The 20751-nt window shown below is 72.0% G+C and carries 21 protein-coding genes and 2 pseudogenes; 8 read left to right on the forward strand and 15 right to left on the reverse strand.

Going from position 1 to position 20751, the window contains the following annotated elements; all coding sequences use genetic code 11:
* Positions 1-62: 62 nt before the first annotated feature.
* Complete coding sequence (locus BKD26_RS02775; protein WP_241518522.1) at positions 63-764, reverse strand: L,D-transpeptidase family protein; 702 nt, start codon at positions 762-764, stop codon at positions 63-65.
* 34 nt (positions 765-798) lie between these two features.
* Positions 799-2088 carry an MFS transporter gene (locus tag BKD26_RS02780; RefSeq protein ID WP_084895380.1) on the reverse strand — a complete coding sequence of 430 codons (1290 nt, stop codon included), beginning with the start codon at positions 2086-2088 and terminating at the stop codon, positions 799-801.
* Positions 2089-2150: 62 nt separating this feature from the next.
* Here BKD26_RS02780 and BKD26_RS02785 point away from each other — a divergent pair, with 62 nt between their 5' ends.
* Positions 2151-3110: a LysR family transcriptional regulator gene (locus tag BKD26_RS02785; RefSeq protein ID WP_084895382.1), complete on the forward strand. Its 960-nt coding sequence runs from the start codon at positions 2151-2153 to the stop codon at positions 3108-3110.
* Positions 3111-3115: 5 nt separating this feature from the next.
* On the opposite strand, the gene BKD26_RS02790 is transcribed toward BKD26_RS02785, so the two are convergent.
* Positions 3116-3886, reverse strand: a complete 771-nt coding sequence (locus tag BKD26_RS02790; protein WP_084895384.1) for an alpha/beta hydrolase — start codon at positions 3884-3886, stop codon at positions 3116-3118.
* Between the two features lie 115 nt (positions 3887-4001).
* Between BKD26_RS02790 and BKD26_RS02795 the strand changes: the two genes are divergently transcribed.
* Positions 4002-5156: an adenosine deaminase gene (locus BKD26_RS02795; RefSeq protein ID WP_084895386.1), complete on the forward strand. Its 1155-nt coding sequence runs from the start codon at positions 4002-4004 to the stop codon at positions 5154-5156.
* Between the two features lie 129 nt (positions 5157-5285).
* Positions 5286-5618 carry a hypothetical protein gene (locus BKD26_RS02800; RefSeq protein WP_084895388.1) on the forward strand — a complete coding sequence of 111 codons (333 nt, stop codon included), beginning with the start codon at positions 5286-5288 and terminating at the stop codon, positions 5616-5618.
* A 76-nt stretch (positions 5619-5694) separates the two neighbouring features.
* Here BKD26_RS02800 and BKD26_RS02805 read toward each other — a convergent pair whose 3' ends face one another.
* The 5 genes from BKD26_RS02805 to afsQ1 form a co-directional block, all read right to left on the reverse strand.
* A complete protein-coding gene (locus tag BKD26_RS02805) occupies positions 5695-5895 on the reverse strand; it encodes a PspC domain-containing protein (RefSeq protein WP_084895390.1) in 201 nt (66 codons plus the stop codon).
* A gap of 79 nt (positions 5896-5974) precedes the next feature.
* The gene (locus BKD26_RS02810; protein ID WP_084895392.1) at positions 5975-6529 is read right to left on the reverse strand and encodes a VanZ family protein; all 555 of its coding nucleotides are present in this window, start codon (positions 6527-6529) and stop codon (positions 5975-5977) included.
* A 66-nt stretch (positions 6530-6595) separates the two neighbouring features.
* Positions 6596-7213, reverse strand: a complete 618-nt coding sequence (locus tag BKD26_RS02815; protein ID WP_084896175.1) for a hypothetical protein — start codon at positions 7211-7213, stop codon at positions 6596-6598.
* On the reverse strand, positions 7197-8693 hold the full coding sequence (locus BKD26_RS02820; RefSeq protein WP_241518523.1) for a HAMP domain-containing sensor histidine kinase: 1497 nt from the start codon (positions 8691-8693) through the stop codon (positions 7197-7199). Before BKD26_RS02820 ends, BKD26_RS02815 begins: the two co-directional genes overlap by 17 nt.
* Positions 8690-9367: a two-component system response regulator AfsQ1 gene (afsQ1, locus tag BKD26_RS02825; protein WP_179166385.1), complete on the reverse strand. Its 678-nt coding sequence runs from the start codon at positions 9365-9367 to the stop codon at positions 8690-8692. Before afsQ1 ends, BKD26_RS02820 begins: the two co-directional genes overlap by 4 nt.
* Positions 9368-9516: 149 nt before the next feature.
* Between afsQ1 and BKD26_RS02830 the strand changes: the two genes are divergently transcribed.
* Entirely contained in the window at positions 9517-10239 is a 723-nt protein-coding gene (locus BKD26_RS02830; protein ID WP_084895397.1) for a SigE family RNA polymerase sigma factor, read from the forward strand.
* Positions 10240-10403: 164 nt separating this feature from the next.
* On the opposite strand, the gene BKD26_RS02835 is transcribed toward BKD26_RS02830, so the two are convergent.
* Complete coding sequence (locus BKD26_RS02835) at positions 10404-11060, reverse strand: hypothetical protein (protein ID WP_084895399.1); 657 nt, start codon at positions 11058-11060, stop codon at positions 10404-10406.
* Between the two features lie 120 nt (positions 11061-11180).
* Here BKD26_RS02835 and BKD26_RS02840 point away from each other — a divergent pair, with 120 nt between their 5' ends.
* Complete coding sequence (locus tag BKD26_RS02840; RefSeq protein WP_084895401.1) at positions 11181-11543, forward strand: hypothetical protein; 363 nt, start codon at positions 11181-11183, stop codon at positions 11541-11543.
* 128 nt (positions 11544-11671) lie between these two features.
* On the opposite strand, the gene BKD26_RS02845 is transcribed toward BKD26_RS02840, so the two are convergent.
* The 3 genes from BKD26_RS02845 to deoC are packed head-to-tail and all read right to left on the reverse strand — an operon-like array spanning position 11672 to position 14996.
* Entirely contained in the window at positions 11672-12577 is a 906-nt protein-coding gene (locus BKD26_RS02845; protein WP_084895403.1) for an aldehyde dehydrogenase family protein, read from the reverse strand.
* Positions 12577-14031, reverse strand: a complete 1455-nt coding sequence (locus tag BKD26_RS02850) for an aldehyde dehydrogenase family protein (protein WP_084895405.1) — start codon at positions 14029-14031, stop codon at positions 12577-12579. Before BKD26_RS02850 ends, BKD26_RS02845 begins: the two co-directional genes overlap by 1 nt.
* 5 nt (positions 14032-14036) lie before the next feature.
* Entirely contained in the window at positions 14037-14996 is a 960-nt protein-coding gene (deoC, locus tag BKD26_RS02855) for a deoxyribose-phosphate aldolase (protein WP_084896178.1), read from the reverse strand.
* A gap of 256 nt (positions 14997-15252) precedes the next feature.
* Between deoC and BKD26_RS41020 the strand changes: the two are divergent.
* From BKD26_RS41020 to BKD26_RS02865, 3 genes and pseudogenes are all read left to right on the forward strand, one after another.
* Positions 15253-15381, forward strand: a pseudogene (locus BKD26_RS41020) (RNA-guided endonuclease TnpB family protein); the annotation flags it as partial.
* A gap of 36 nt (positions 15382-15417) precedes the next feature.
* Positions 15418-15613 (forward strand): annotated as a pseudogene (locus tag BKD26_RS41025) (class F sortase); the annotation flags it as partial.
* Between the two features lie 30 nt (positions 15614-15643).
* Positions 15644-16234 (forward strand): PH domain-containing protein, encoded by a 591-nt coding sequence (locus tag BKD26_RS02865; protein WP_084895407.1) that lies wholly within the window; start codon positions 15644-15646, stop codon positions 16232-16234.
* 3 nt (positions 16235-16237) lie between these two features.
* On the opposite strand, the gene BKD26_RS02870 is transcribed toward BKD26_RS02865, so the two are convergent.
* From BKD26_RS02870 to BKD26_RS02880, 3 genes are all read right to left on the reverse strand, one after another.
* Positions 16238-17425 carry a hypothetical protein gene (locus BKD26_RS02870; protein ID WP_241518524.1) on the reverse strand — a complete coding sequence of 396 codons (1188 nt, stop codon included), beginning with the start codon at positions 17423-17425 and terminating at the stop codon, positions 16238-16240.
* Between the two features lie 131 nt (positions 17426-17556).
* Positions 17557-19197 (reverse strand): phospho-sugar mutase, encoded by a 1641-nt coding sequence (locus BKD26_RS02875; RefSeq protein WP_084895411.1) that lies wholly within the window; start codon positions 19195-19197, stop codon positions 17557-17559.
* Positions 19198-19794: 597 nt separating this feature from the next.
* Positions 19795-20619, reverse strand: coding sequence for a purine-nucleoside phosphorylase (locus tag BKD26_RS02880; RefSeq protein WP_084895414.1), 825 nt, complete (start codon positions 20617-20619; stop codon positions 19795-19797).
* Positions 20620-20751 lie beyond the last annotated feature (132 nt).

A 20751-nucleotide genomic window follows, 5' to 3' on the forward strand; every position in this document is an offset into this window, starting at 1 on the left:
AGGTACCTCGCTCCTGCGAGCACCTCCCCACGCTTGACGACCAATAGGAGCATCAACGCGGGTCAGGTTCCGGGCTTGCGCCCGTAGACGTACACGTCGTCGCCGTTCCTCAGGAGGTTCCAGTACGCCTTCGCGTCGGCCGGGCGCATGTTCACGCAGCCACGGGAACCCGGCGGGTTGTACATGGACTTGGTGACGGAGTGGAAGGCCTGTCCGCCGTCGAAGAACTGGGCGTACGGCATCCGGACGTCGTAGAGCGTCGACCAGTGGTCGATGTTGCGGTAGTAGATCTTCCTCGCGCCGGTACGGGTCTCGTCGCCGTCGCGGCCGGTCCGCACCGGGACCGGCCCGTACGTCAGCTTGGTGCCGTCCTGGATCCAGCTCAGCTGCCGCGTCAGGTCCACGCACGCGATGCGCCCCTTGTCGGTGGGGCACTTCCCCGCCGCGTTGGGGTTCTTCCCCGCCGCCCGCTGCTGGAGGATCGTGTTCATCGTGCGCCAGGTGATCTCCCCGGCGTATCCGACGGTCGGCGTGATCCCGTGCCAGCGCTGGAACGTCTGTATCGCCTTGCAGTCGGCCGGCGACTGCTTCCCGTCCACCGGCCGGCCCATGAACTTTTCCACCTGCCTCTGGTACGGCCCCGTCTGCGTCGTACAGGACGCCGCCTGGGCGGGCGCCGCCCCCAGCGCGACCGTCAACGGCACGACCAGTGCGGTCAGTCCGAGCGTGACCCCTGCCCGTCTGCGTATGCGTGTCCCACCCACGTACACCAACTCCCCCTTGAGCCCGGTGCGGTAGTTATGCCCGTAGGACGCGCGGGGAAGCGGTGTGGTTGTACGTTTCGCGAGACTTGCGGTTCTGTACGCGCGCGGCGTGCGTCCCGTACAGGGTGAGGGAGACCACCCCGAGGACGGCGACCAGCCCCAGCAGGACCGTCCCCGCCCAGCCGCCCGCGTGGAAGGCGACCGCGCCGAGCGTGCCGCCCGCGCTGCTGCCCAGGTAGTACGCCGACTGGTACAGCGCCGACGCCTGCGCCCGGCCCGTCTTCGCGGTACGGCTCACGGAGGAGGAGGCGACCGCGTGACCGGCGAAGAACCCGGCCGTGATCAGGACCAGGCCGAGCAGCACGCCCGCCAGCGCGTCCGACAGGGACAGCAGCAGGCCCGCCGCCGTCGTGGCCACCGCCAGGTACAGCGCCCCGCGCCGCCCCATCCGGCCGACCAGCTTGCCGGCCGCGGCCGACGACACCGTACCGACCAGGTAGACGAGGAAGATCGAACCGATGACGCCCTGCGGGAGCGAGAACGGCGCCTCGACGAGCCGGTAGCCGATCACCGTGTACACGGCGCCGAAGACGGTCATGAACAGCGCGCCGATCGCGTACAGCCGCATCAGCAGCGGGTCCGACAGGTGTGTGCCGACCGTCCGCGCCAGCGTGCGCGGGCTGAGCGAGCCGGTGGCGAAGTGCCGCGCCTTGGGGATCATCAGCCGGAACACCACCGCGCACACCAGCGCCATCAGCCCCACCGCGGCGAGCGCCGCCCGCCAGCCCCACAGCTGGGCCGCCCAGCCGGTGACGATCCGGCCGCTCATACCGCCGATGCTGTTGCCCGCCACGAACAGGCCGATCGCCGCGACCAGCGCCTTGGGCCGTACCTCCTCCGCCAGGTACGCCATCGCCGACGCGGGCAGGCCCGCGAGCGCGGCGCCCTGCACGGCGCGCAGCGCCACCAGCCACTCCAGGCTCGGCGCGAACGGCACCAGCAGGCCGAGGGCGACGGCGACCGCGAGGGAGGCGGTCATCATCGTGCGGCGGCCGAACCGCTCGGACAGGGCGCTCAGCGGCAGGACGCACAGGGCGAGCGCGCCGGTCGCGGCGGACACGGTCCAACTGGCGGCCGAGGCGCTCACGCCGAAGTCGGCGGAGACGGCCGGGAGCAGGGCCTGCGTCGCGTAGAGGAGGGCGAAGGTGGCGACTCCGGCGGCGAAGAGCGCGAAGCTCATCCGGCGGTAGCCGGGGCGGCCGGGGGAAAGGCGAGTGTCGGCGACCGCGTCGGTGGCGGCCGCCTTGGTACTGGCGGAAGGCATGTCTCGACCGTAGGCACCCCCGCTTCATGCGTCCAATGCATGGAACGGCTTTAATCGTTCCCATGGCGCATAACCACAGCTCACGGGAGTGGCTGTCACCGAACAGTAACGAAGAAGACATGGGGCTGCTGCTTGCGCCGCGGCTCGCGTACTTCGCGGCGGTCGCCCGCCACGAGCATGTGACGCGCGCCGCGCAGGAGATCGGCGTGCCGCAGTCGACGCTGTCGCGGGCCATGGTCCGACTCGAACAGGACCTGGGTGTGGCGCTGTTCGCCCGGAAGGGCCGCACCGTCTCGCTCACCCCGGCGGGGCGCACCTTCCTGGCGTCCGCCGAGCGGGCGCTGGCGGAGGTGGAGCGGTCCGCCGACGCGGTACGGGCGGACGCGGACCCCTCGGCGGGGCGGGTCGCCTTCGGGTTCCTCCACACCATGGGCTCGGAGACCGTCCCCGGGCTGATCCGGGCCTTCCGGGTGGACCACCCCAAGGTCCGCTTCACGCTCGTCCAGAACTACGGCGAGGCCATGATCGAGCGCCTCCGCGCCGGCGACCTGGACCTGTGCCTGACCTCCCCGGTCCCGGACGCCCCCGACCTGGTCGCCCGCCGCCTGGACGAGCAGCGCCTCCGGCTCGTCGTCCCGGACGACCACCGGCTGGCCGCCCGCAAGCGCGTCCGCCTCGCGGAGGCCGCCGACGAAACGTTCGTCACCCTGGAGCCCGGCTACGGGCTGCGCCGCATCACCGACGCCCTGTGCGCCGAGGCGGGCTTCACCCCGCGCGTCGCCTTCGAGGGCGAGGAGGCCGAAACGCTCCGCGGCCTGGTCGCGGCGGGCCTCGGCGTCGCGCTCCTGCCACCCCCGGCCGTCGCCCGCCCCGGCGTCGTCGAGCTCACGGTCACGTCCCCCCGCGCCGCCCGCGAGATCGGCGTCGCCTGGCTCGACGGCCACCCCGACACGCCCCCGGTGGCCGCCTTCAAACGGTTCCTCCTCTCCCGCCGGGGCCGCCTGCTCTCCGAGCCGGAGTAGCTGCCCTACCGCCGCAGGGCGTTGCCGAACCCCGACGCCAGCGGCATTCGCAGGCCCAGTGGTGGGGGCGCGGCGAACGCGTCGGCGACCGGGCGGGAGAAGGGGTGGGTGAACAGCGCGCCCAGGACGAAGTCGGCGGCCAGCGCGACCACTTCCTCGTGGTGCTCGCGCAGCGCGTGACCGTCCGAGTGGACCTCGAAGCGGCACGTGTCCCGGTTGGCCTTCTTCGCGCGCTCCGCCAGCCGGTACGACAGCTCCGGATCCGTACGCGTGTCGTTCGTGCCGTGCACGATCATCACCCGGCGCCCGGCGAGCTGTTTCACCGGTTCGGGCGCCGCCGCCACGTCGTCCTCCGGCAGCCAAGGGGCAAGTGCCAGCACCGAGTTGACGGCCGTGTGGCCCGCCGCGCGCAGCGCCGCCCGGCCGCCCATGCCGCGCCCGGCGAGGCAGACCGGGACGTCGCCGTAGCGTCGTACGACCTCCGAGGCCGCCCACCGCGCGTCCGCCGCGAGCCGCGCGTCCGCGCCGTTCCAGCCGCGCCCCCGGTAGCGCACCACATGGGCCACCAGCCCCTCCGACCGCCCCGCCCGGGCCAGGCGGCGCGCCAGCGGCAGGGCCGCCGCGTGCGCGACCGGCGACGGGCCACGCGCCGAGACCGGCTCGCCGTCCGGGAGGAGCAGCAACACGCCGCCCACCGCCGAAACGGACGCCCCCACGGGCCGGCCCAGCCTGGGCGCCCGCGCGCCCGACGTACCTACGAGTGCGTGGTGTGCCATGGCAGAACAGTCTCAGAAGAGGAGGTGTACGCCACTCGTACGCGCGGTCACTGTTACGTATCGACAGCCGTGCGAAAGAGGTTCCCTCTACGCGCGTAGGGGCTAGAGTTCGAAAATGACGAGCCAGACACCCACCATCCCTACCGCGGACCAGATCCGCCGCGCCCCCAAGGTGCTGCTCCACGACCACCTCGACGGCGGTCTGCGCCCCGGCACGATCATCGACCTCGCCGACGCCACCGGATACACGGCGCTGCCCGAGCACGAGCCGGACAAGCTCGGCATCTGGTTCCGCGAGGCCGCCGACTCCGGTTCGCTGGAGCGCTACCTGGAGACCTTCGCGCACACCTGCGCCGTCATGCAGACCCGCGAGGCCCTCGTCCGCGTCGCCGCCGAATGCGCCGAGGACCTCGCCGAGGACGGCGTCGTGTACGCGGAGGTCCGCTACGCCCCCGAACAGCACCTGGAGAAGGGCCTCACCCTCGAAGAGGTCGTCGAAGCCGTCAACGAGGGCTTCCGCCTCGGCGAGCGGCGCGCCCGCGAGAACGGCCACCGCATCCGCGTCGGCGCCCTGCTCACCGCCATGCGGCACGCCGCCCGCGCCCTGGAGATCGCCGAACTCGCCAACCGCTACCGCGACACCGGCGTCGTCGGCTTCGACATCGCCGGCGCCGAGGCCGGCTACCCGCCCACCCGCCACCTCGACGCCTTCGAGTACCTCAAGCGCGAGAACAACCACTTCACCATCCACGCGGGCGAGGCCTTCGGCCTGCCGTCCATCTGGCAGGCACTCCAGTGGTGCGGCGCCGACCGCCTCGGCCACGGAGTGCGCATCATCGACGACATCCAGGTCGCCGAGGACGGCACCGTCACGCTCGGCCGCCTCGCCGCGTACGTACGCGACAAGCGCATCCCGCTGGAGATGTGCCCGACGTCCAACCTCCAGACCGGCGCCGCCGCCTCGTACGCCGAGCACCCCATCGGGCTGCTGCGCACCCTGCACTTCAGGGCCACGGTCAACACCGACAACCGGCTGATGTCGGGCACCAGCATGAGCCGTGAATTCGAGCTGCTGACCGAGACGTTCGGCTACACGCTCGACGACATGCAGTGGTTCACCGTCAATGCGATGAAATCAGCATTCATTCCTTTCGACGAACGCCTGGCGATGATCAATGACGTGATCAAGCCCGGGTACGCCGAGTTGAAGTCCGAATGGCTGTTCCGGCAGACCGCCACGACCAGCGATTCCTCGCCCAAGACGCCCTGAGCGCAGCGTCCCGCGAACGGCCGGGAATTCCACGACCTGGCCGTTCCGGGTGTTTGCGGGGGTCACGGAACGATGACTAAGTTGCAGAGCCGCTCATCTTTCCCCGAGTTCCCCCAAGGACGAAATTCGATGAAGCAGTCTGCCGCCAAGACCCTCGGTGTCGCCGCCCTCGGCGCCGCGTTCGCCGCTGCCGCCGCCGGCACCGCATCCGCGGCCACCACGACGCCCACCAGCGCCGCGCTGGGCGCCGCCACCGCCACCGCGGTGCCGGTCCTCCAGTCCGCCGTCGAGCAGGCTCCGAACAACGCCACCGAGCTGCTGGCCACCGGTCAGGAACTGGCCGGCGCCGCCACCAAGAACGCCTCGCTCCAGGGCCTGCCCATCGACCCGGCCACCGTCACCGGCCTCATCGGCGGCCTGCCCGTCGGCGGCACCCTCCCGGCCGCCGGCCTCGGGGCCTGAGCCCCCCCGGCAGCCGCGTACGCGAACGGGGCGCGCACCTGGTGAAGGTGCGCGCCCCGTCGTCGTGGGCGGAGTGCTACCAGGCCGGCTTCGCGGCCTTCTCCGACGGCAGCAGTATCCACAGCGCCAGGTACAGCAGGAACTGCGGTCCCGGCAGCAGACACGACGCCACGAAGATCACGCGCATCGTCGTCGCGGAGGTGCCGAAGCGCCGCGCCAGCGCCGCGCACACTCCGCCGATCATGCGTCCGTCACGGGGGCGAACAAGTGCGGCCATGGTGGGCTCCTTCGCGAGATGAAGTCGATTCGTTCGAGTAACTCCATCCTCGCCCGAAAGCCCCGGACAAAACGTCGGACTACGGGGCGATCCCGACCCTGGGAATCCTCGGGGTCGCACCCTGAGAGACGTCATCCCGCAGTACCCCCACCCCCTGGCCCCGTCCCAGCCCATGCCGCCGCCGCAGCCGCCCCCGCCAGGCAGGCACCACCGCCAGGTGCGCCAGCGCCACGCCCGCGGTGTTCAGCAGCAGCGCGTCCACGTCCACGACCCGCCCCGGCACCGCCGTCTGCAACAGCTCGATGCCCAGCGACACCAGCGCGCCCGCCAGGACCGTACGGGCCAGCGAGGCCCACGGGGAGACATCCAGCCGGCCACCCGCCATGGGCAGCAGCACCCCGAGCGGCGCCAGCAGCAACAGCCCCTCGCCGATCCGTCTCGCCGCCTCGACCGGGCCCATCGCCAGATCGGCCTTTATCCCGGCCAACGGCTCCAGATTGGCCGCCGTCACCCACATCACGTCCAGCGGCCGGAGCGTCAGCCACCCCACGAGCACCAGATGAGCAAGGAGGAGAATGAGCCCCGCCGCGCGGAAGCGGATGACGGCACTGCCGCCCGAACCATGACGCTGCACGCCCCCCAAGACGCACCACCCGGCACGATCGGTTCCGCCCCCGTCCGTCGGGTCCGGCCCGGACGGTCAGGACGACGGGCGTGTCGGCGGCGCCGAGTCCGGGCGTTCCCTGAGCTGGGCCGTGCACGCGTACCGCCGGGCCGGGTAGGGGCCCGGGCCGCCGAGGAGGGCGGTGCCGCCGTCGGCGGTCGCGCCGTTCTCCGCGTACGTGCACACGATCTGCGACAGCGCCGCCGCAGGCAGGTCCTCGGGCTGGCGGCTCAGCCGCAGCGCGCCCTCCGGGTCGTCCTCGCGGGCCGCCGACACGGTCAGCGGCCCCTCGACGGAGGTGGTGAACCCCGCCTCCCGCTCGCCCGGCGACGGCTCCGCGAGGAGCTGGTTCAGCAGCGCCTGGGCCGTCGCCACCCGGCTGCCCTGCGGGTTCTTGTCGTCGGTCTGCGGAACCGTACGGTCCACCGCCTCCAGACCCGACGCGCACACCAGGTACACCCGGACCGGCACCGACTGCGCCTGCGAGCGTGACTCGACGTCCTCGCCCGACACGCTGCACGGCAGCCGCGACGGCGCGGCGCCCGCGTCGACCGGCACCGACGTCGTACGGATCCCGCAGCCGGAGGCGACGGCGGCGACCACGGCGACCCCCACGAGCGCGACCGCGCCCCGCCGCTCACGCACCACCCTCATCACCGCCACCCTCCTGCTGCTCTTCCGGCGCCGTATCCGTACGCGACGCGTCACGCGGCAGCCGCAGCACGAACACCGCCCCGTCACCGTCCGGCGAGTTGGCCGCCGTGATGTCACCGCCGTGGATCAGGGCGTTCTCCATCGCGATCGACAGACCGAGGCCACTGCCCTCCGAACGCGGCCGCGACGCGCTCGCCTTGTAGAACCGGTCGAACACATGCGGCAGTACGTCCTCGGGGATGCCCGGCCCGTGGTCGCGCACCTCGATGACCAGGTCGTCGCCCTCCGTCCGGACCGCGACGCGCACCGGCGAGCCACCGTGCTTGAGCGCGTTGCCGATCAGGTTCGCCAGGATCACGTCGAGGCGGCGCGGATCCAGCCGCGCCATGATCCCGCGCTCGGCGTCCAGCTCGACCGCGTCCAGCCAGGCGCGCGCGTCGATGCACGCCGTGACCTGGTCGGCGACGTCGACGTCGTCCAGGACGAGCCGCGCCGTACCCGCGTCGAAGCGCGTGACCTCCATCAGGTTCTCGACCAGCGTGTTCAGCCGCCGCGTCTCACTGACCACCAGCTTGACGGCCGGCGCGATCATCGGGTCGAGGGCGTCCTCTTCCTCCTCCAGCACCTCCGTCACGGCGGTCAGCGCGGTCAGCGGCGTACGCAGCTCGTGCGACATGTCCGCGACGAAGCGACGGCTCGACTCCTCCCGCGCGCTCATGTCCGCGACCTTCTTCTGCAGGCTCTCCGCCGCGCTGTTGAACGTCCGGGACAGCTCGGCCAGTTCGTCCGTGCCCGTCACCCGCAGCCTGGTGTCCAGCTCACCCTCGCCCAGCCGCCGTGCCGCCTCCCCGAGCCGGTGCACCGGCTTCAGCACGGTCGTCGCCGCCGCCTGCGCGAGCAGCGCCGAACCGACCAGAGCCAGCGCGGTCGCGATCCCCAGCGACCAGGCGAGCGAGTTCAGGTCCTGCCGCTCCGGCTCCAGCGACTTGAACATGTAACCGGTCGGCCCGCCGCCCACGATCCGCGTACCGCCCACCAGGTACGGCGTGCCGTCGCGCGTCGTACGCTGCCAGAAGAGGTGGTACGGGTACTCGTTGCCGTCCGCCACCTCCTGCCGCTCGTTCACCGCGGTCCGCAGCGCCTCCGGCACGTCGTCCATGGTGAACCGGTCGGGGTCCGACACCCCCACGATCGGCTTGCCCTTGGCCCGCTCGCCCAGCAGCACCACGCCGTACCCGACACCGCCGGACGACATCTCCTCGGCCGTCCGCCGCAGCTCCTCCTCCGTCGGCTGCAACGGCAGCGTGGCGGCACGCCGCTGCATCTCCTGACGGAAGTTGTTCAGCGCCGAGTCCTGCGCACGCTTCAGCACCGCCTCACGGTTGAGCCAGTACGCGATCCCCGACGCGGACGCGGCGGCGGTCAGCGCGACCAGAGCGAAGACGACGACGAGACGCAGCCGCAGACTCGTCCTTCTCACGCAGGCACGTCCAGCCGGTAGCCCACACCACGGACCGTACGGATCAGGGTCGGCGAGGACGGCACGTCCTCCACCTTCGCCCGCAGCCGCTGGACACACGCGTCCACCAGCCGCGAGTCGCCCAGGTAGTCGTGCTCCCACACCAGCCGCAGCAACTGCTGCCGCGACAGCGCCTGGCCCGGCCGGCGGGACAACTCCAGCAGCAGCCGCAGCTCCGTCGGCGTCAGCTGGAGATCCTCACCGTTCTTCGTCACGGTCATCGCCGACCGGTCGATCACCAGCGACCCGAACGTCGCCGAGTCCGTCGACTCGCGCTCGCCGCGCCGCAGCACCGCCCGGATCCGCGCGTCCAGCACCCGGCCCTGCACCGGCTTGACGACATAGTCGTCCGCACCGGACTCCAGGCCCACGACCACATCGATGTCGTCGCTGCGGGCGGTCAGCAGGATGATCGGCAACTGGTCGGTACGCCGGATGCGCCGGCACACCTCGAAACCGTCGATGCCGGGCAGCATCACATCCAGCACGATCAGATCCGGCCGCTGCTCACGCAGCAGTTTCAGGCCGTCCTCGCCCGTCGCCGCGGTGGCCACTTTGTGGCCCTGGCGTGACAGCGAGAGTTCGAGGGCCGTGCGGATGGAATCGTCGTCCTCGATCAGCAACAGGAAAGGCACGCCGTCATTCTGTCCCATGGGGGCGGGACAGTTCGACCGCCGGGGGCTGTGACAGGTCTGTGACAGTCGGCGGACACCGCTATGAACTGGCCAGGGCAAGCTCTTTGGCACACGGACCGAAGCAGACTCCAACCGACGGGGGGCGCGAGATGAACGCACTGCACAGCACCACCTCAAGCGCAGTTGTCACGCGTCTCCACGACGTCACGCGGAGCACGGAGAAGTCCGGCGCGGTGAACGGGCGGGGGTGCGTTCGCAGCGCCGGGCGTCAGCACAAGGCGCCCTACATGGTCGCCGTGGCTGACGGGGGAGCGGCGTACGGGGAGGACTCGGGGGAGCGGACGAACCTCACGGAGGCGGAGTTCACCGCCTACGTGCGGGAGCGCCGCGCCTCCCTGTACGCCACCGCCTACCACCTCACCGGCGACCGGTTCGAGGCCGAGGACCTGCTGCAGAGCGCGCTGTTCTCGACGTACCGGGCCTGGGACCGCATCAGCGACAAGGCGGCGGTCGGCGGATACCTGCGCCGCACCATGACGAACCTGCACATCAGCGCCTGGCGGCGGCGGAAGATCGACGAGTACCCGACCGAGGAGCTCCCCGAGTCCGCCGGCGACACCGACGCGATGCGCGGCACGGAACTGCGCGCGGTGCTCTGGCAGGCGCTCGCCCGGCTGCCCGAACTGCAGCGCACGATGCTGGTCCTGCGCTACTACGAGGGCCGTACGGACCCGGAGATCGCGGAGATCCTGGACATCAGTGTCGGCACGGTGAAGTCGAGCATCTGGCGCTCCCTGCGCCGGCTGCGCGAGGACGAGGTCCTCAGCTTCGGCCGTGACGAGGAGGAGTCCTTCGGCCAGCTCGTGGCCTGAAGGCAGGGGGGGCGGACGCGGTTTCGGGGGAGACGGCGGCCGGCGATCGGGGGACGGGGGAAACGGGGGACGGGGGGATCACGGGGGACAACGGGGTACGGGGGAAAAGCGCGGGGCCGGACAGGACGGGGGGTCTTGTCCGGCCCTCAGCTGTGTCCCGGGCGTTACGCCGGTTCAGGGGCCCGCGTCGGGGCGGGGCCCGCCGGAGCGCGGTGGCGGCCGGCCGCGGCGGCGGCGAGGCGGCCCAGGGCCTCGGCCTTGTCGCAGGGGTGGGCGCCCAGGGCGGTCTGACGGGTGACGATCGAGCGTTCCGTACGCATCAGGCGCCAGCCCCGGCGCAGCAGGACGGGCACCGACTTGCGGCCCTCCCGCAGGTCCCGCAGCAGCCGGCGGCGGAACGTGGTGGCCGGGCGGCCGCGCAGGCACAGGGCGTCGGCCAGGACGCCGAGTTCCTGGCACCGCGCCACGATGTCCGCCGCGAAGATGCCCTCCGCCACGAACAGCGGCGTGCGCTCGATGTCGAGGACCTCCCGGTCGACGCGCGCACTGGTGGCGATGTCGTACACGGGAACGGTCGTACGCCCGGTGGCGCACAGCTCCACGATGGCGGCCACGGCCGCGTCCGCGTCCCAGGACAGCGGGGAGTCCCAGTCGACGTCCGCGCTCCCGGGGACGAGCGGGAGCGTCGGGTCGTGGCCCTCCTTGTAGAAGTCGTCGAGGCGCAGCACGGGCAGGCCGGTGCGGGCCGCGAGGGAGGACTTGCCGGAGCCGGAGGGGCCCGCGAGCAGCACGACGCGGGTCGGGATCGGTTGGGAACTCACGGGACACCAGTCTGAACCATTGACCCGGTCGGGGGACCCCGGGAGTCACCCGTTGGTATCCAGCATCACATCTCAAATACGGTGCGTATCCGACACGTTACGCAGGTGGCAGGAGCTTCCATGACACGTCATACCTTGCTGAAGGCCGGGCTGACCGTTTCGGCCCTGGGCGCCGCCCTCGGTGTCACGGGGGGCACGGCGCACGCCGTGGTGCAGCCGCCGCAGGTGCCGCAGCTGCCCAAGATGGACCTCCAGGCGGGGCTTCAGGGCACCATGGGCGCCGTCCCGCATGCGACCGGGGTGGCCAAGAACCTGAAGGTCAACCCGCTGGCGCAGACGGGGGTGGACCCGCTCAACAACGGCATCGGTACGCAGGTCAGCGACTTCAAGCCGGTCGACACGACCTCGGCCACCGGCTCCCTGACGAGTTTGCCCGCCCTGCCGGTCGCGGGACCCCTGCTGGGCGGGGTCGTCCCGGGCTGACGTCCCACGTCTCCGGAGTGCGAGAACGGCTCCGCTTCCCCCGGACGGAGGGGAGGCGGAGCCGTTCGGTCACATGGACCAGTCGGGACCAGTCGGGACCAGTCGGGACCAGTCGGGACCAGTCGGGATCAGTACGCGGACCCGGACGCGCCCAAAGAGCCCGTCGGGTGCCAGACCGTCTTGGTCTCCAGGAACGCGGTCAGGCGGTGCGTACCCGGGTCGGCGGTGAAGTTCTCACCATCCACAGCCTGGGGACGCAGCACGCGCTTGAGGTTGTCCGCAGCGGCGATCTCCAGCTCGCGGGCCAACTCGGCGTCCGCGCCCGTCAGGTCGATGGCGTTGACGTCCTGGTGCGCGGCGAGCGGCGCCGCGATCTCGGCCGCCTTGCCGGACAGGACGTTGACGACCCCGCCCGGCAGGTCCGAGGTGGCCAGCACCTCGCCCAGGGACAGCGCCGGGAGCGGGGCCTTTTCGGAGGCGACGACGACCGCCGTGTTGCCGGTGGCGATCACCGGGGCGACGACGGAGACCAGGCCCAGGAACGACGACTCGCGCGGGGCGACGATCGCCACGACGCCGGTCGGCTCGGGGGTGGACAGGTTGAAGTACGGGCCCGCGACCGGGTTCGCCCCGCCCACGACCTGCGCGATCTTGTCCGTCCAGCCCGCGTACCAGACCCAGCGGTCGATGGCAGCCTCGACGACCTCGGCCGCCTTCGACTTGGACAGGCCCTCCGCGTGCGCCACCTCGTGCACGAACTGGCCCTTGCGGCCCTCCAGCATCTCGGCGACGCGGTACAGGATCTGGCCCCGGTTGTACGCCGTCGCGCCCGACCAGCCGCCGAACGCCTTGCGCGCCGCGACGACCGCGTCACGCGCGTCCTTGCGGGAGGAGAGCGGCGCGTTGGCCAGCCACTTGCCCTTTGAGTCCTGCACTTCGTACACCCGGCCGCTCTCGCTGCGGGGGAACTTGCCCCCGACGTACAGCTTGTAGGTCTTGAAGACGCTCAGACGGTTGCTCTCAACAGTACTCATCAGCGCTCGCCCTCCGGGCTCGACGGGGCGAGGTACGCCTCCAGGCCGTGGCGGCCGCCCTCGCGGCCGAAGCCCGACTCCTTGTAGCCGCCGAAGGGCGAGGTCGGGTCGAACTTGTTGAACGTGTTGGCCCAGACGACGCCCGCGCGGAGCTTGTTCGCCACCGCGAGGATGCGGGAGCCCTTCTCCGTCCAGATGCCGGCGGACAGGCCGTACTGGCTGTTGTTGGCCTTGGCGACGGCCTCGTCCGGGGTACGGAACGTCAGCACCGACAGGACCGGGCCGAAGATCTCGTCGCGGGCGATGGTGTGCGCCTGCGTGACGCCCGTGAAGAGCGTCGGGGCGAACCAGAAACCGGAGGTCGGGATCTCGCAGGCCGGTGACCAGCGCTCGGCGCCCTCCGCCTCGCCCGTCTCGGCCAGCGCCTTGATACGGGCCAGCTGCTCGGCCGAGTTGATCGCGCCGATGTCGGTGTTCTTGTCCAGCGGGTCGCCGAGGCGGAGCGTCGACAGGCGGCGCTTGAGGGCGTCCAGCAGCTCGTCCTGGATGGACTCCTGGACCAGTAGGCGGGAGCCCGCGCAGCAGACCTGGCCCTGGTTGAAGAAGATGCCCGTGACGATGCCCTCGACGGCCTGGTCGATGGGGGCGTCGTCGAAGACGATGTTGGCGCCCTTGCCGCCCAGCTCCAGGGTGAGCTTCTTCTTCGTGCCCGCCACCTGGCGGGCGATGGCCTTGCCGACGGCGGTGGAGCCGGTGAAGGCGACCTTGTTCACGTCCCCGTGCTCGACGAGCGCGGAGCCGGCGTCCCCGTAACCCGGAAGGATGTTGACGACACCCTTCGGCAGGCCCGCCTGGCGGCAGATGTCCGCGAAGAACAGGGCGGACAGCGGGGTTGTCTCGGCGGGCTTGAGCACCACCGTGTTGCCGGTGGCGAGCGCCGGGGCGATCTTCCACGCGAGCATGAGCAGGGGGAAGTTCCAGGGGATGACCTGGCCGGCGACGCCGAGCGGGCGCGGGTTCGCGCCGTAGCCGGCGTGGTCGAGCTTGTCGGCCCAGCCCGCGTAGTAGAAGAAGTGCGCGGCGACCAGGGGGAGGTCCGCGTCGCGGGTCTCCTTGATCGGCTTTCCGTTGTCCAGGGTCTCCAGGACGGCCAGCTCACGGCTGCGCTCCTGGATGATCCGGGCGATCCGGAAGAGGTACTTGGCGCGCTCGGCGCCCGGCAGCGCCGACCACTTCTCGAACGCCTTGCGGGCGGCCTTCACGGCCCGGTCCACGTCCTCGGCGCCGGCCTGGGCGACCTCGGAGAGCACCTCCTCGGAGGCGGGCGAGATGGTCTTGAAGACCTTGCCGTCGGCGGCCTCGGTGAACTCGCCGTCGATGAACAGGCCGTAGGACGGCGCGATGTCGACGACCGAGCGGGACTCGGGGGCGGGTGCGTACTCGAACTTGGTCATGGTGATCAGTCCACCGTCACGTAGTCGGGACCGGAGTAACGTCCGGTGGCCAGCTTCTGACGCTGCATCAGCAGGTCGTTGAGCAGGCTCGACGCGCCGAACCGGAACCAGTGGTTGTCCAGCCAGTCCTCGCCGACGGTCTCATTGACCAGGACCAGGAACTTGATGGCGTCCTTGGTGGTCCGGATGCCGCCCGCGGGCTTCACTCCGACCTGTACCCCGGTCTGGGCGCGGAAGTCGCGCACCGCCTCCAGCATGAGCAGCGTGTTCGCGGGGGTGGCGTTGACGCCGACCTTGCCGGTCGAGGTCTTGATGAAGTCCGCCCCGGCGATCATGCCGAGCCAGGAGGCGCGGCGGATGTTGTCGTACGTGGACAGCTCGCCGGTCTCGAAGATGACCTTCAGGCGGGCCTGCTCGCCGCAGGCCTCCTTCACGGCGCGGATCTCCTCGTACACCTTCAGGTAGTCGCCCGCGAGGAACGCCCCGCGGTCGATCACCATGTCGATCTCGTCCGCCCCGGCGGCGACGGCGTCCCGGGTGTCCGCGAGCTTGACGTCGAGGGCGGCGCGGCCGGCCGGGAAGGCGGTCGCGACGGAGGCGACCTTCACGTCCGTGCCGGTCAGGGCGGCCTTGGCGGTGGCCACCATGTCGGGGTACACGCAGAGCGCGGCGGTGCGCGGCGTGCTGCGGTCGGTCGGGTCGGGGTTGACGGCCTTGGCGGCGAGCGCCCGGACCTTGCCCGGGGTGTCCGCGCCTTCGAGCGTCGTCAGGTCGATCATCGAGATGGCCAGGTCGATGGCGTACGCCTTGGCCGTGGTCTTGATCGAACGGGTGCCGAGAGACGCGGCGCGCGCTTCGAGGCCGACGGCGTCGACGCCGGGCAGCCCGTGGAGGAAGCGGCGCAGTGTGCTGCCGGACGCGGTCACGTCAGCGAATGCGGGTGCTGTGGTGGTGGGCATGGTCACCACTTGAGCATATCTACGCGCGTAGCGGCCTGTACAGCCCCGGAGTGGAAGGTTGTGGAAAAGCGCTGGTGGTCACGGGTGCCGTGAGCTCCGTCACGTGCCTGTGGCAGGGAGCGGACACCTCCCGCACACAAGATCTATAACTTTGTTCACGCAGCCCGCCAGAACGCACCGGCCCCACCCGAACGAGCAGGCGGCATGCGGCTCTTCCTCCCTCATTCGCTCATCTTCAGCTTGTTCTTGCGAGGAACCCTGGGGCTAAGCACAGGCCGCGCAGCACATCATCAAGCGCGTGGCCGACGCCTACACCACACTCCGGGCGAACCTCCGGGCCGGGAACCTAGGGCCGGAGACCTCCAAGCACAGACGTAAGGCGGAGTCCGAACTACGACGCGCACGGTCCCCCACCATCGACATCCCCGAGGGCCCCGCCGTACTGAAGTACGCCGCCAAGGTGCGTACCGGCGACACGATCAGCGTCCGGCGTGCCGACGGGACCACCGCCGTCTTCCGTGTGCGCGAGCTGGAGCAGGTCGACAAGAAGGTCCTGCGGCGGCGAACTGGTGGACGGCCACCGGCCCGGCAACATCATCCTGTACGCCGATCTGGTCGCGTGAGTCCGTGGCCCGTGAGGCAGAATCGGCCGTATGACGACCCCCCAGGAGCCCCAGTACGCCGACCGGTCCTACCGCTCGACCGCCGGGATCGTGGGCGGTCTCCTGCTGCTCGGCTTCGCCGCCTGGATCGGCGGTGACGCCCTGCTCACGGGCGACGGCCGGGTGCGCCTGCTCGCCGTCGCGGCACTGCTGTTCGTGGTGCCGCTGATCGTCGCGTTCACCTTCCGGCCCGTGGTGTACGCCAACGACGACCGGATGCGCGTACGGAACCCCTTCCGGACCATCGACCTGCCGTGGGCGGCGGTGGCGGACGTACGGGCCGGGTACTCCAGCGAGGTCCTCACCCGGGACGGTACGAAGTACCAGCTCTGGTCGGTGCCCGTCTCGCTGCGCGAGCGGAAGAAGGCGGCACGCAGGCAGGACCCGGGCGTGCAGAGCGACGACTCCCAGGCGGGCAAGACCGCCGGGGCCGACCAGACCGTCGCCGACCTGCGTGAGCTGGCCGAGCGGTGCGCGTCCCGGCCCACCGCGCAGGGCGGCCCGCACATCCGCTGGGCGTACGAGATCATCGCCCCCGCGCTCGCGGGACTGGTCCTGCTCGTGGTCCTCGCGGTGGTCTGACGGTCACGGCGGTCCCGGCCAGACCAGGAGCATGTAGGCGCCCAGCCACGCCGACGACAGCGCCGCCGCGCCCAGCACCAGGCCCGCCACCGGCAGCCGCGCCCGGCTCACCGCCACGGCGAGCGGCAGCAGCAGCGGGAAGCCGGGCAGCAGGAAACGGGCGCGCGGGAAGTACACGCCGCCGCTGCCCAGGACCACCAGCAGCAGGGCCCCGCAGAAGACCAGGAGCGGCAGCGGCTGCCGGTCGGCCAGGCACAGCGCGTACAGCGCCACCGACGCCACCAGCACCGCCGAGACGGCCACCAGGAACAGCTGGGGAGTCCGGTCGTACGCCAGCAGCTCGCGCATCCAGCGGAGGGTGCCGGCGCCGCCGTCCCACGCGTTGCGCCACAGCCGCTGCACGGCGAAGTACCCGTCCCAGCGGCCCACCCGGGCGCCCACCCAGGCCACGTACCCCAGCCAGCCCAGTGGGGCGGTCAGCGCGGCGAGAAACGGTGCCCACGCGCGCGTGCGGGCCGCCGCCGTCAGACCGGCCACCGTCACGGCGGCCGCGAGGGCGATCCCGGTGGGGCGGGCCAGCCCGGCGAGCACGGTGAGGGCGGCCGCCGCGTACCAGCGGCCGGTCAGCACGGCGTACAGCGCCCACGCGACGAGCGCCGTGAACAGCGACTCGGTGTAGCCCATCCACTGGACGATCCCGACCGGCAGCGCCCCCCACAGGACGGCCAGCACGGTGCCGGTGCGGCGCCCGTGGAGCCGGTCGCCGACCGCGAAGATCCCCCAGGCGGCGACCAGCGAGAAGGCGACCGCCAGGACCAGCGCGACCGACGCGCGGGAGCCGGGCGTGACGCCCGCGACCGCCTTGATCAGCACCGGATAGAGCGGGAAGAACGCCAGGTTGTTGGAGTCCATACGGGTGCCGAGGGTGTCCTGGTACCCGTGGTCGGCGATGCCCAGGTACCAGTCCGAGTCCCACGACGTGGCCAGCGTCGGCCAGACCCCGTGCTGCTTCAGACGCGCCCAGCGCGCCAGCACCAGCAGCCCGAAGAGCCGGACCGTCAGGTATCCGAGCAGCGCGGGCGCGGCGTACCGCGCGTACCGCAGCGAGCGGGCGGTCCGCTCCCGTACGCCCCCGCCCGCCGGCGACGGCGGCCGGCGCGACGCGGGGACGGTCGGGCGCGGGGTGATCACCGACGGCGGCACGGTGGCGCTCCAGGGGCTCGGCTGCGGTACCGGTGACCCTGCTCGGTGGCCCGGGGTACGTACCGGTGCCGTGCGTCACCTGCCGTACGGGATTCACCCGTACGGGAGCGCGCGGTGGCTCAGATGCCTGCGGCGGCCGCCAGGTCCCGCTTGATCGCGGCCAGGATCTCGTCGCCCTTCGCCCGCGCGTCGGTCAGCTCGCTGGCGTGGCCGACCGGGACGACGACCTCCAGGTAGCACTTCAGCTTCGGCTCGGTGCCGCTGGGGCGGACGATGACGCGGGCCTTGAGGGCACCGTCCAGGTAGTACCGCAGACCGTCCGTGGGCGGCAGCTTGTCCGTGCCCTTGGTCAGGTCCTCGGCGGACGTCACGGTCAGCCCGGCGAGTGCGGTCGGCGGCTGCTCGCGCAGGCGGCGCATGGCGTTGGCGATGACGCTCAGGTCCTCCACGCGGACCGACAGCTGGTCCGTGGCGTGCAGCCCGTGCGCGATGGCGAGGTCGTCCAGCAGGTCGGAGAGGGTACGGCCCTGCTCCTTCAGCTCCGAGGCCAGCTCGGCGACCAGCAGCGCGGCCGTGATGCCGTCCTTGTCGCGTACGCCGCCGGGGTCGACGCAGTAGCCGAGCGCCTCCTCGTAGCCGTAGGCCAGGCCGTCCACGCGGGCGATCCACTTGAAGCCGGTCAGCGTCTCCTCGTACGGCAGTCCGGCGGCCTCGGCGATCCGGCCCAGGAGGCTGGACGACACGATCGACTCGGCGAAGGTGCCGGTGGCGCCCTTGTGGACCAGGTGGGCGGCGAGCAGCGCGCCGACCTCGTCGCCGCGCAGCATGCGCCAGTCGTCCTGGTACGGGACGGCGACGGCGCAGCGGTCGGCGTCCGGGTCGTTGGCGATGACGATGTCCGGCTGGACCTCCCTGGCCTTCGCGAACGCCAGGTCCATCGCGCCGGGCTCCTCGGGGTTCGGGAACGCGACGGTCGGGAACGCCGGGTCGGGCTCGGCCTGCTCGGCCACGAGCGCCGGCGCGGGGAGGCCGGCCCGCTCCCAGGCCGCGAGGACGACGTCCTTGCCGACGCCGTGCATGGCCGTGTAGACGACGTTCGCGGTACGGGGGGACCCGGGGGTCAGGACGGCGTCCGTACGCGCCAGGTAGGCCTCCAGGACCTCGTCCCCGAGGGTCTCCCAGCCGCCCTCGGCGCGCGGCACGTCGTTCAGGCTCGCGATCGCGGCGATCTCGGCGGCGATGCCGGTGTCGGCGGGCGGCACGATCTGCGAGCCGTCGCCCAGGTACACCTTGTAGCCGTTGTCGCGGGGAGGGTTGTGGCTGGCGGTCACCTCGACACCGGCGACGGCACCCAGGTGCCTTATGGCGTACGCCAGGACGGGCGTGGGCAGCGGGCGCGGCAGGACGGCGGCGCGGAGCCCGGCGCCGACCATGACGGCGGCGGTGTCGCGGGCGAAGTCGGCGGACTTGTAGCGGGCGTCGTAGCCGATGACGACGAGGCCGCCGGTGTTGCCGTTGCTCTTCAGGTACGCCGCGAGCCCGGCGGCCGCGCGGATGACCACGGCCCGGTTCATCCGCATGGGCCCCGCCCCCAGCTCGCCGCGCAGCCCGGCCGTGCCGAACTGGAGGGTGCCGCTGAACCGGGCGGCGAGCTCGTCGAGGTCCTGGGCCTCGACGAGCTTGGCGAGCTCGTCGCGCGTCTCGGGGTCCGGGTCCTCGGCGAGCCACGCCTCCGCCTGCGCGATGAGGTTCTGCTGCACGGTGTCTGCCTCTCTGGATGTCGTACGACTGGTCTGCGCTACGGGTACCGGTACCCCGACCGCCGGTCCCCGTCCCGGGACCTTTGCCCGTCCGGGCGGGGTGCCGTTGGGTCCGCGGGGTGGCCGGTCCAGGCGTGGTTGCCGTGCGGGGCGGCGCCCCGGGGTGGCCCGTCCGGGCGGGGTCCCGTGGGGTCCGCTCCGTGGGGCATGTCCTGGGCTCTCGCAAGCTCAGTCGTTTTACGCCCAGAACGCGCCCCACTGCGCGTCCCCCTTCGGGGTCGGCCAGGTGCCGGTGGCCGCACCGGGCCGGCTGCGCGAAGCGCCCGCTGGCCCTTTCTGACCTCCGCCCGGGAGCGGCGGTCGCCTGCGCCAGCACCTCCCGCCACGTCGCGGCGCGAAGCTGCCGCGTCCGGGGATCCGGGGGCGTCAGCCCCCGGATCCGGGAAGGGGCGGGGTGGGGAAAGCCCCCGGCCCCGGCGCAACGTGGGCACGCCGGGGGTGTGGGGGTTTCGCCCCGCCACCGCGGGCCCCGGGCCGGGAGCCCCGGACAAGGTCCCGTGCCTCGCGCGGCGCGGAGCCGGACGGCCCCGGGGTGGGTCAGATGCGGGCCAGGACCCGGGTCAGGAGCTCGCCCATGCGCGCGGCGGAGTCGCGGCCCGCCTGGAGGACCTCCTCGTGGTTCAGCGGCTCGCCCGAGAGCCCCGCCGCGAGGTTGGTGACCAGGGAGATGCCGAGGACCTCCGCGCCCGCCTCGCGGGCCGCGATGGCCTCGAGGACGGTCGACATGCCGACCAGGTCGCCACCGAGGACGCGGACCATGTTGATCTCGGCCGGGGTCTCGTAGTGCGGGCCGGGGAACTGGACGTACACGCCCTCTTCCAGCGTCTCGTCGACCTCCTTGCACAGCGCGCGCAGGCGCGGCGAGTACAGGTCGGTGAGGTCCACGAAGTTCGCGCCGACGATCGGCGAGGCGGCCGTCAGGTTGAGGTGGTCGCTGATCAGGACCGGCTGGCCGGGGCGCATGCCCTCGCGGAGGCCGCCGCAGCCGTTGGTCAGCACGACCGTCTTGCAGCCGGCGGCGACGGCGGTGCGCACACCGTGGGCGACGGCGGCGACGCCACGGCCCTCGTAGTAGTGCGTACGGCCGAGGAAGACCAGTGCCCGCTTGTCGCCGATCGTGTACGAGCGGATCTTGCCGCCGTGGCCCTCGACGGCCGGCGGCGGGAAGCCGGGGAGCTCGGTGACCGGGAACTCGGCGTCGGGCGCGCCGAGCGCGTCGACGGCCGGCGCCCAGCCGGAGCCCATCACCAGGGCGACGTCGTGGGTCTCGGCGCCGGTCAGCTCGCGCAGGCGCGCGGCGGCGTCGGCGGCGGCGGCGTAGGGGTCGCCCTGGAGGTGGTCCGGGGTGGCAGTTGCGTTCACAGAGTCTCTCGCCTCGCGAAGTAACAGTCGCCCCGGACCGCTCACGAGGACCGGGGGTCCGGGGGCCGGCCCCGGAAAAATGCAGTACGCACAAGAGCGTAGCCCGAGATTGCCTACGCGCGTAGATGACGA

Source organism: Streptomyces sp. CB03238, assembly GCF_002099185.1.
GTDB lineage: Bacteria > Actinomycetota > Actinomycetes > Streptomycetales > Streptomycetaceae > Streptomyces.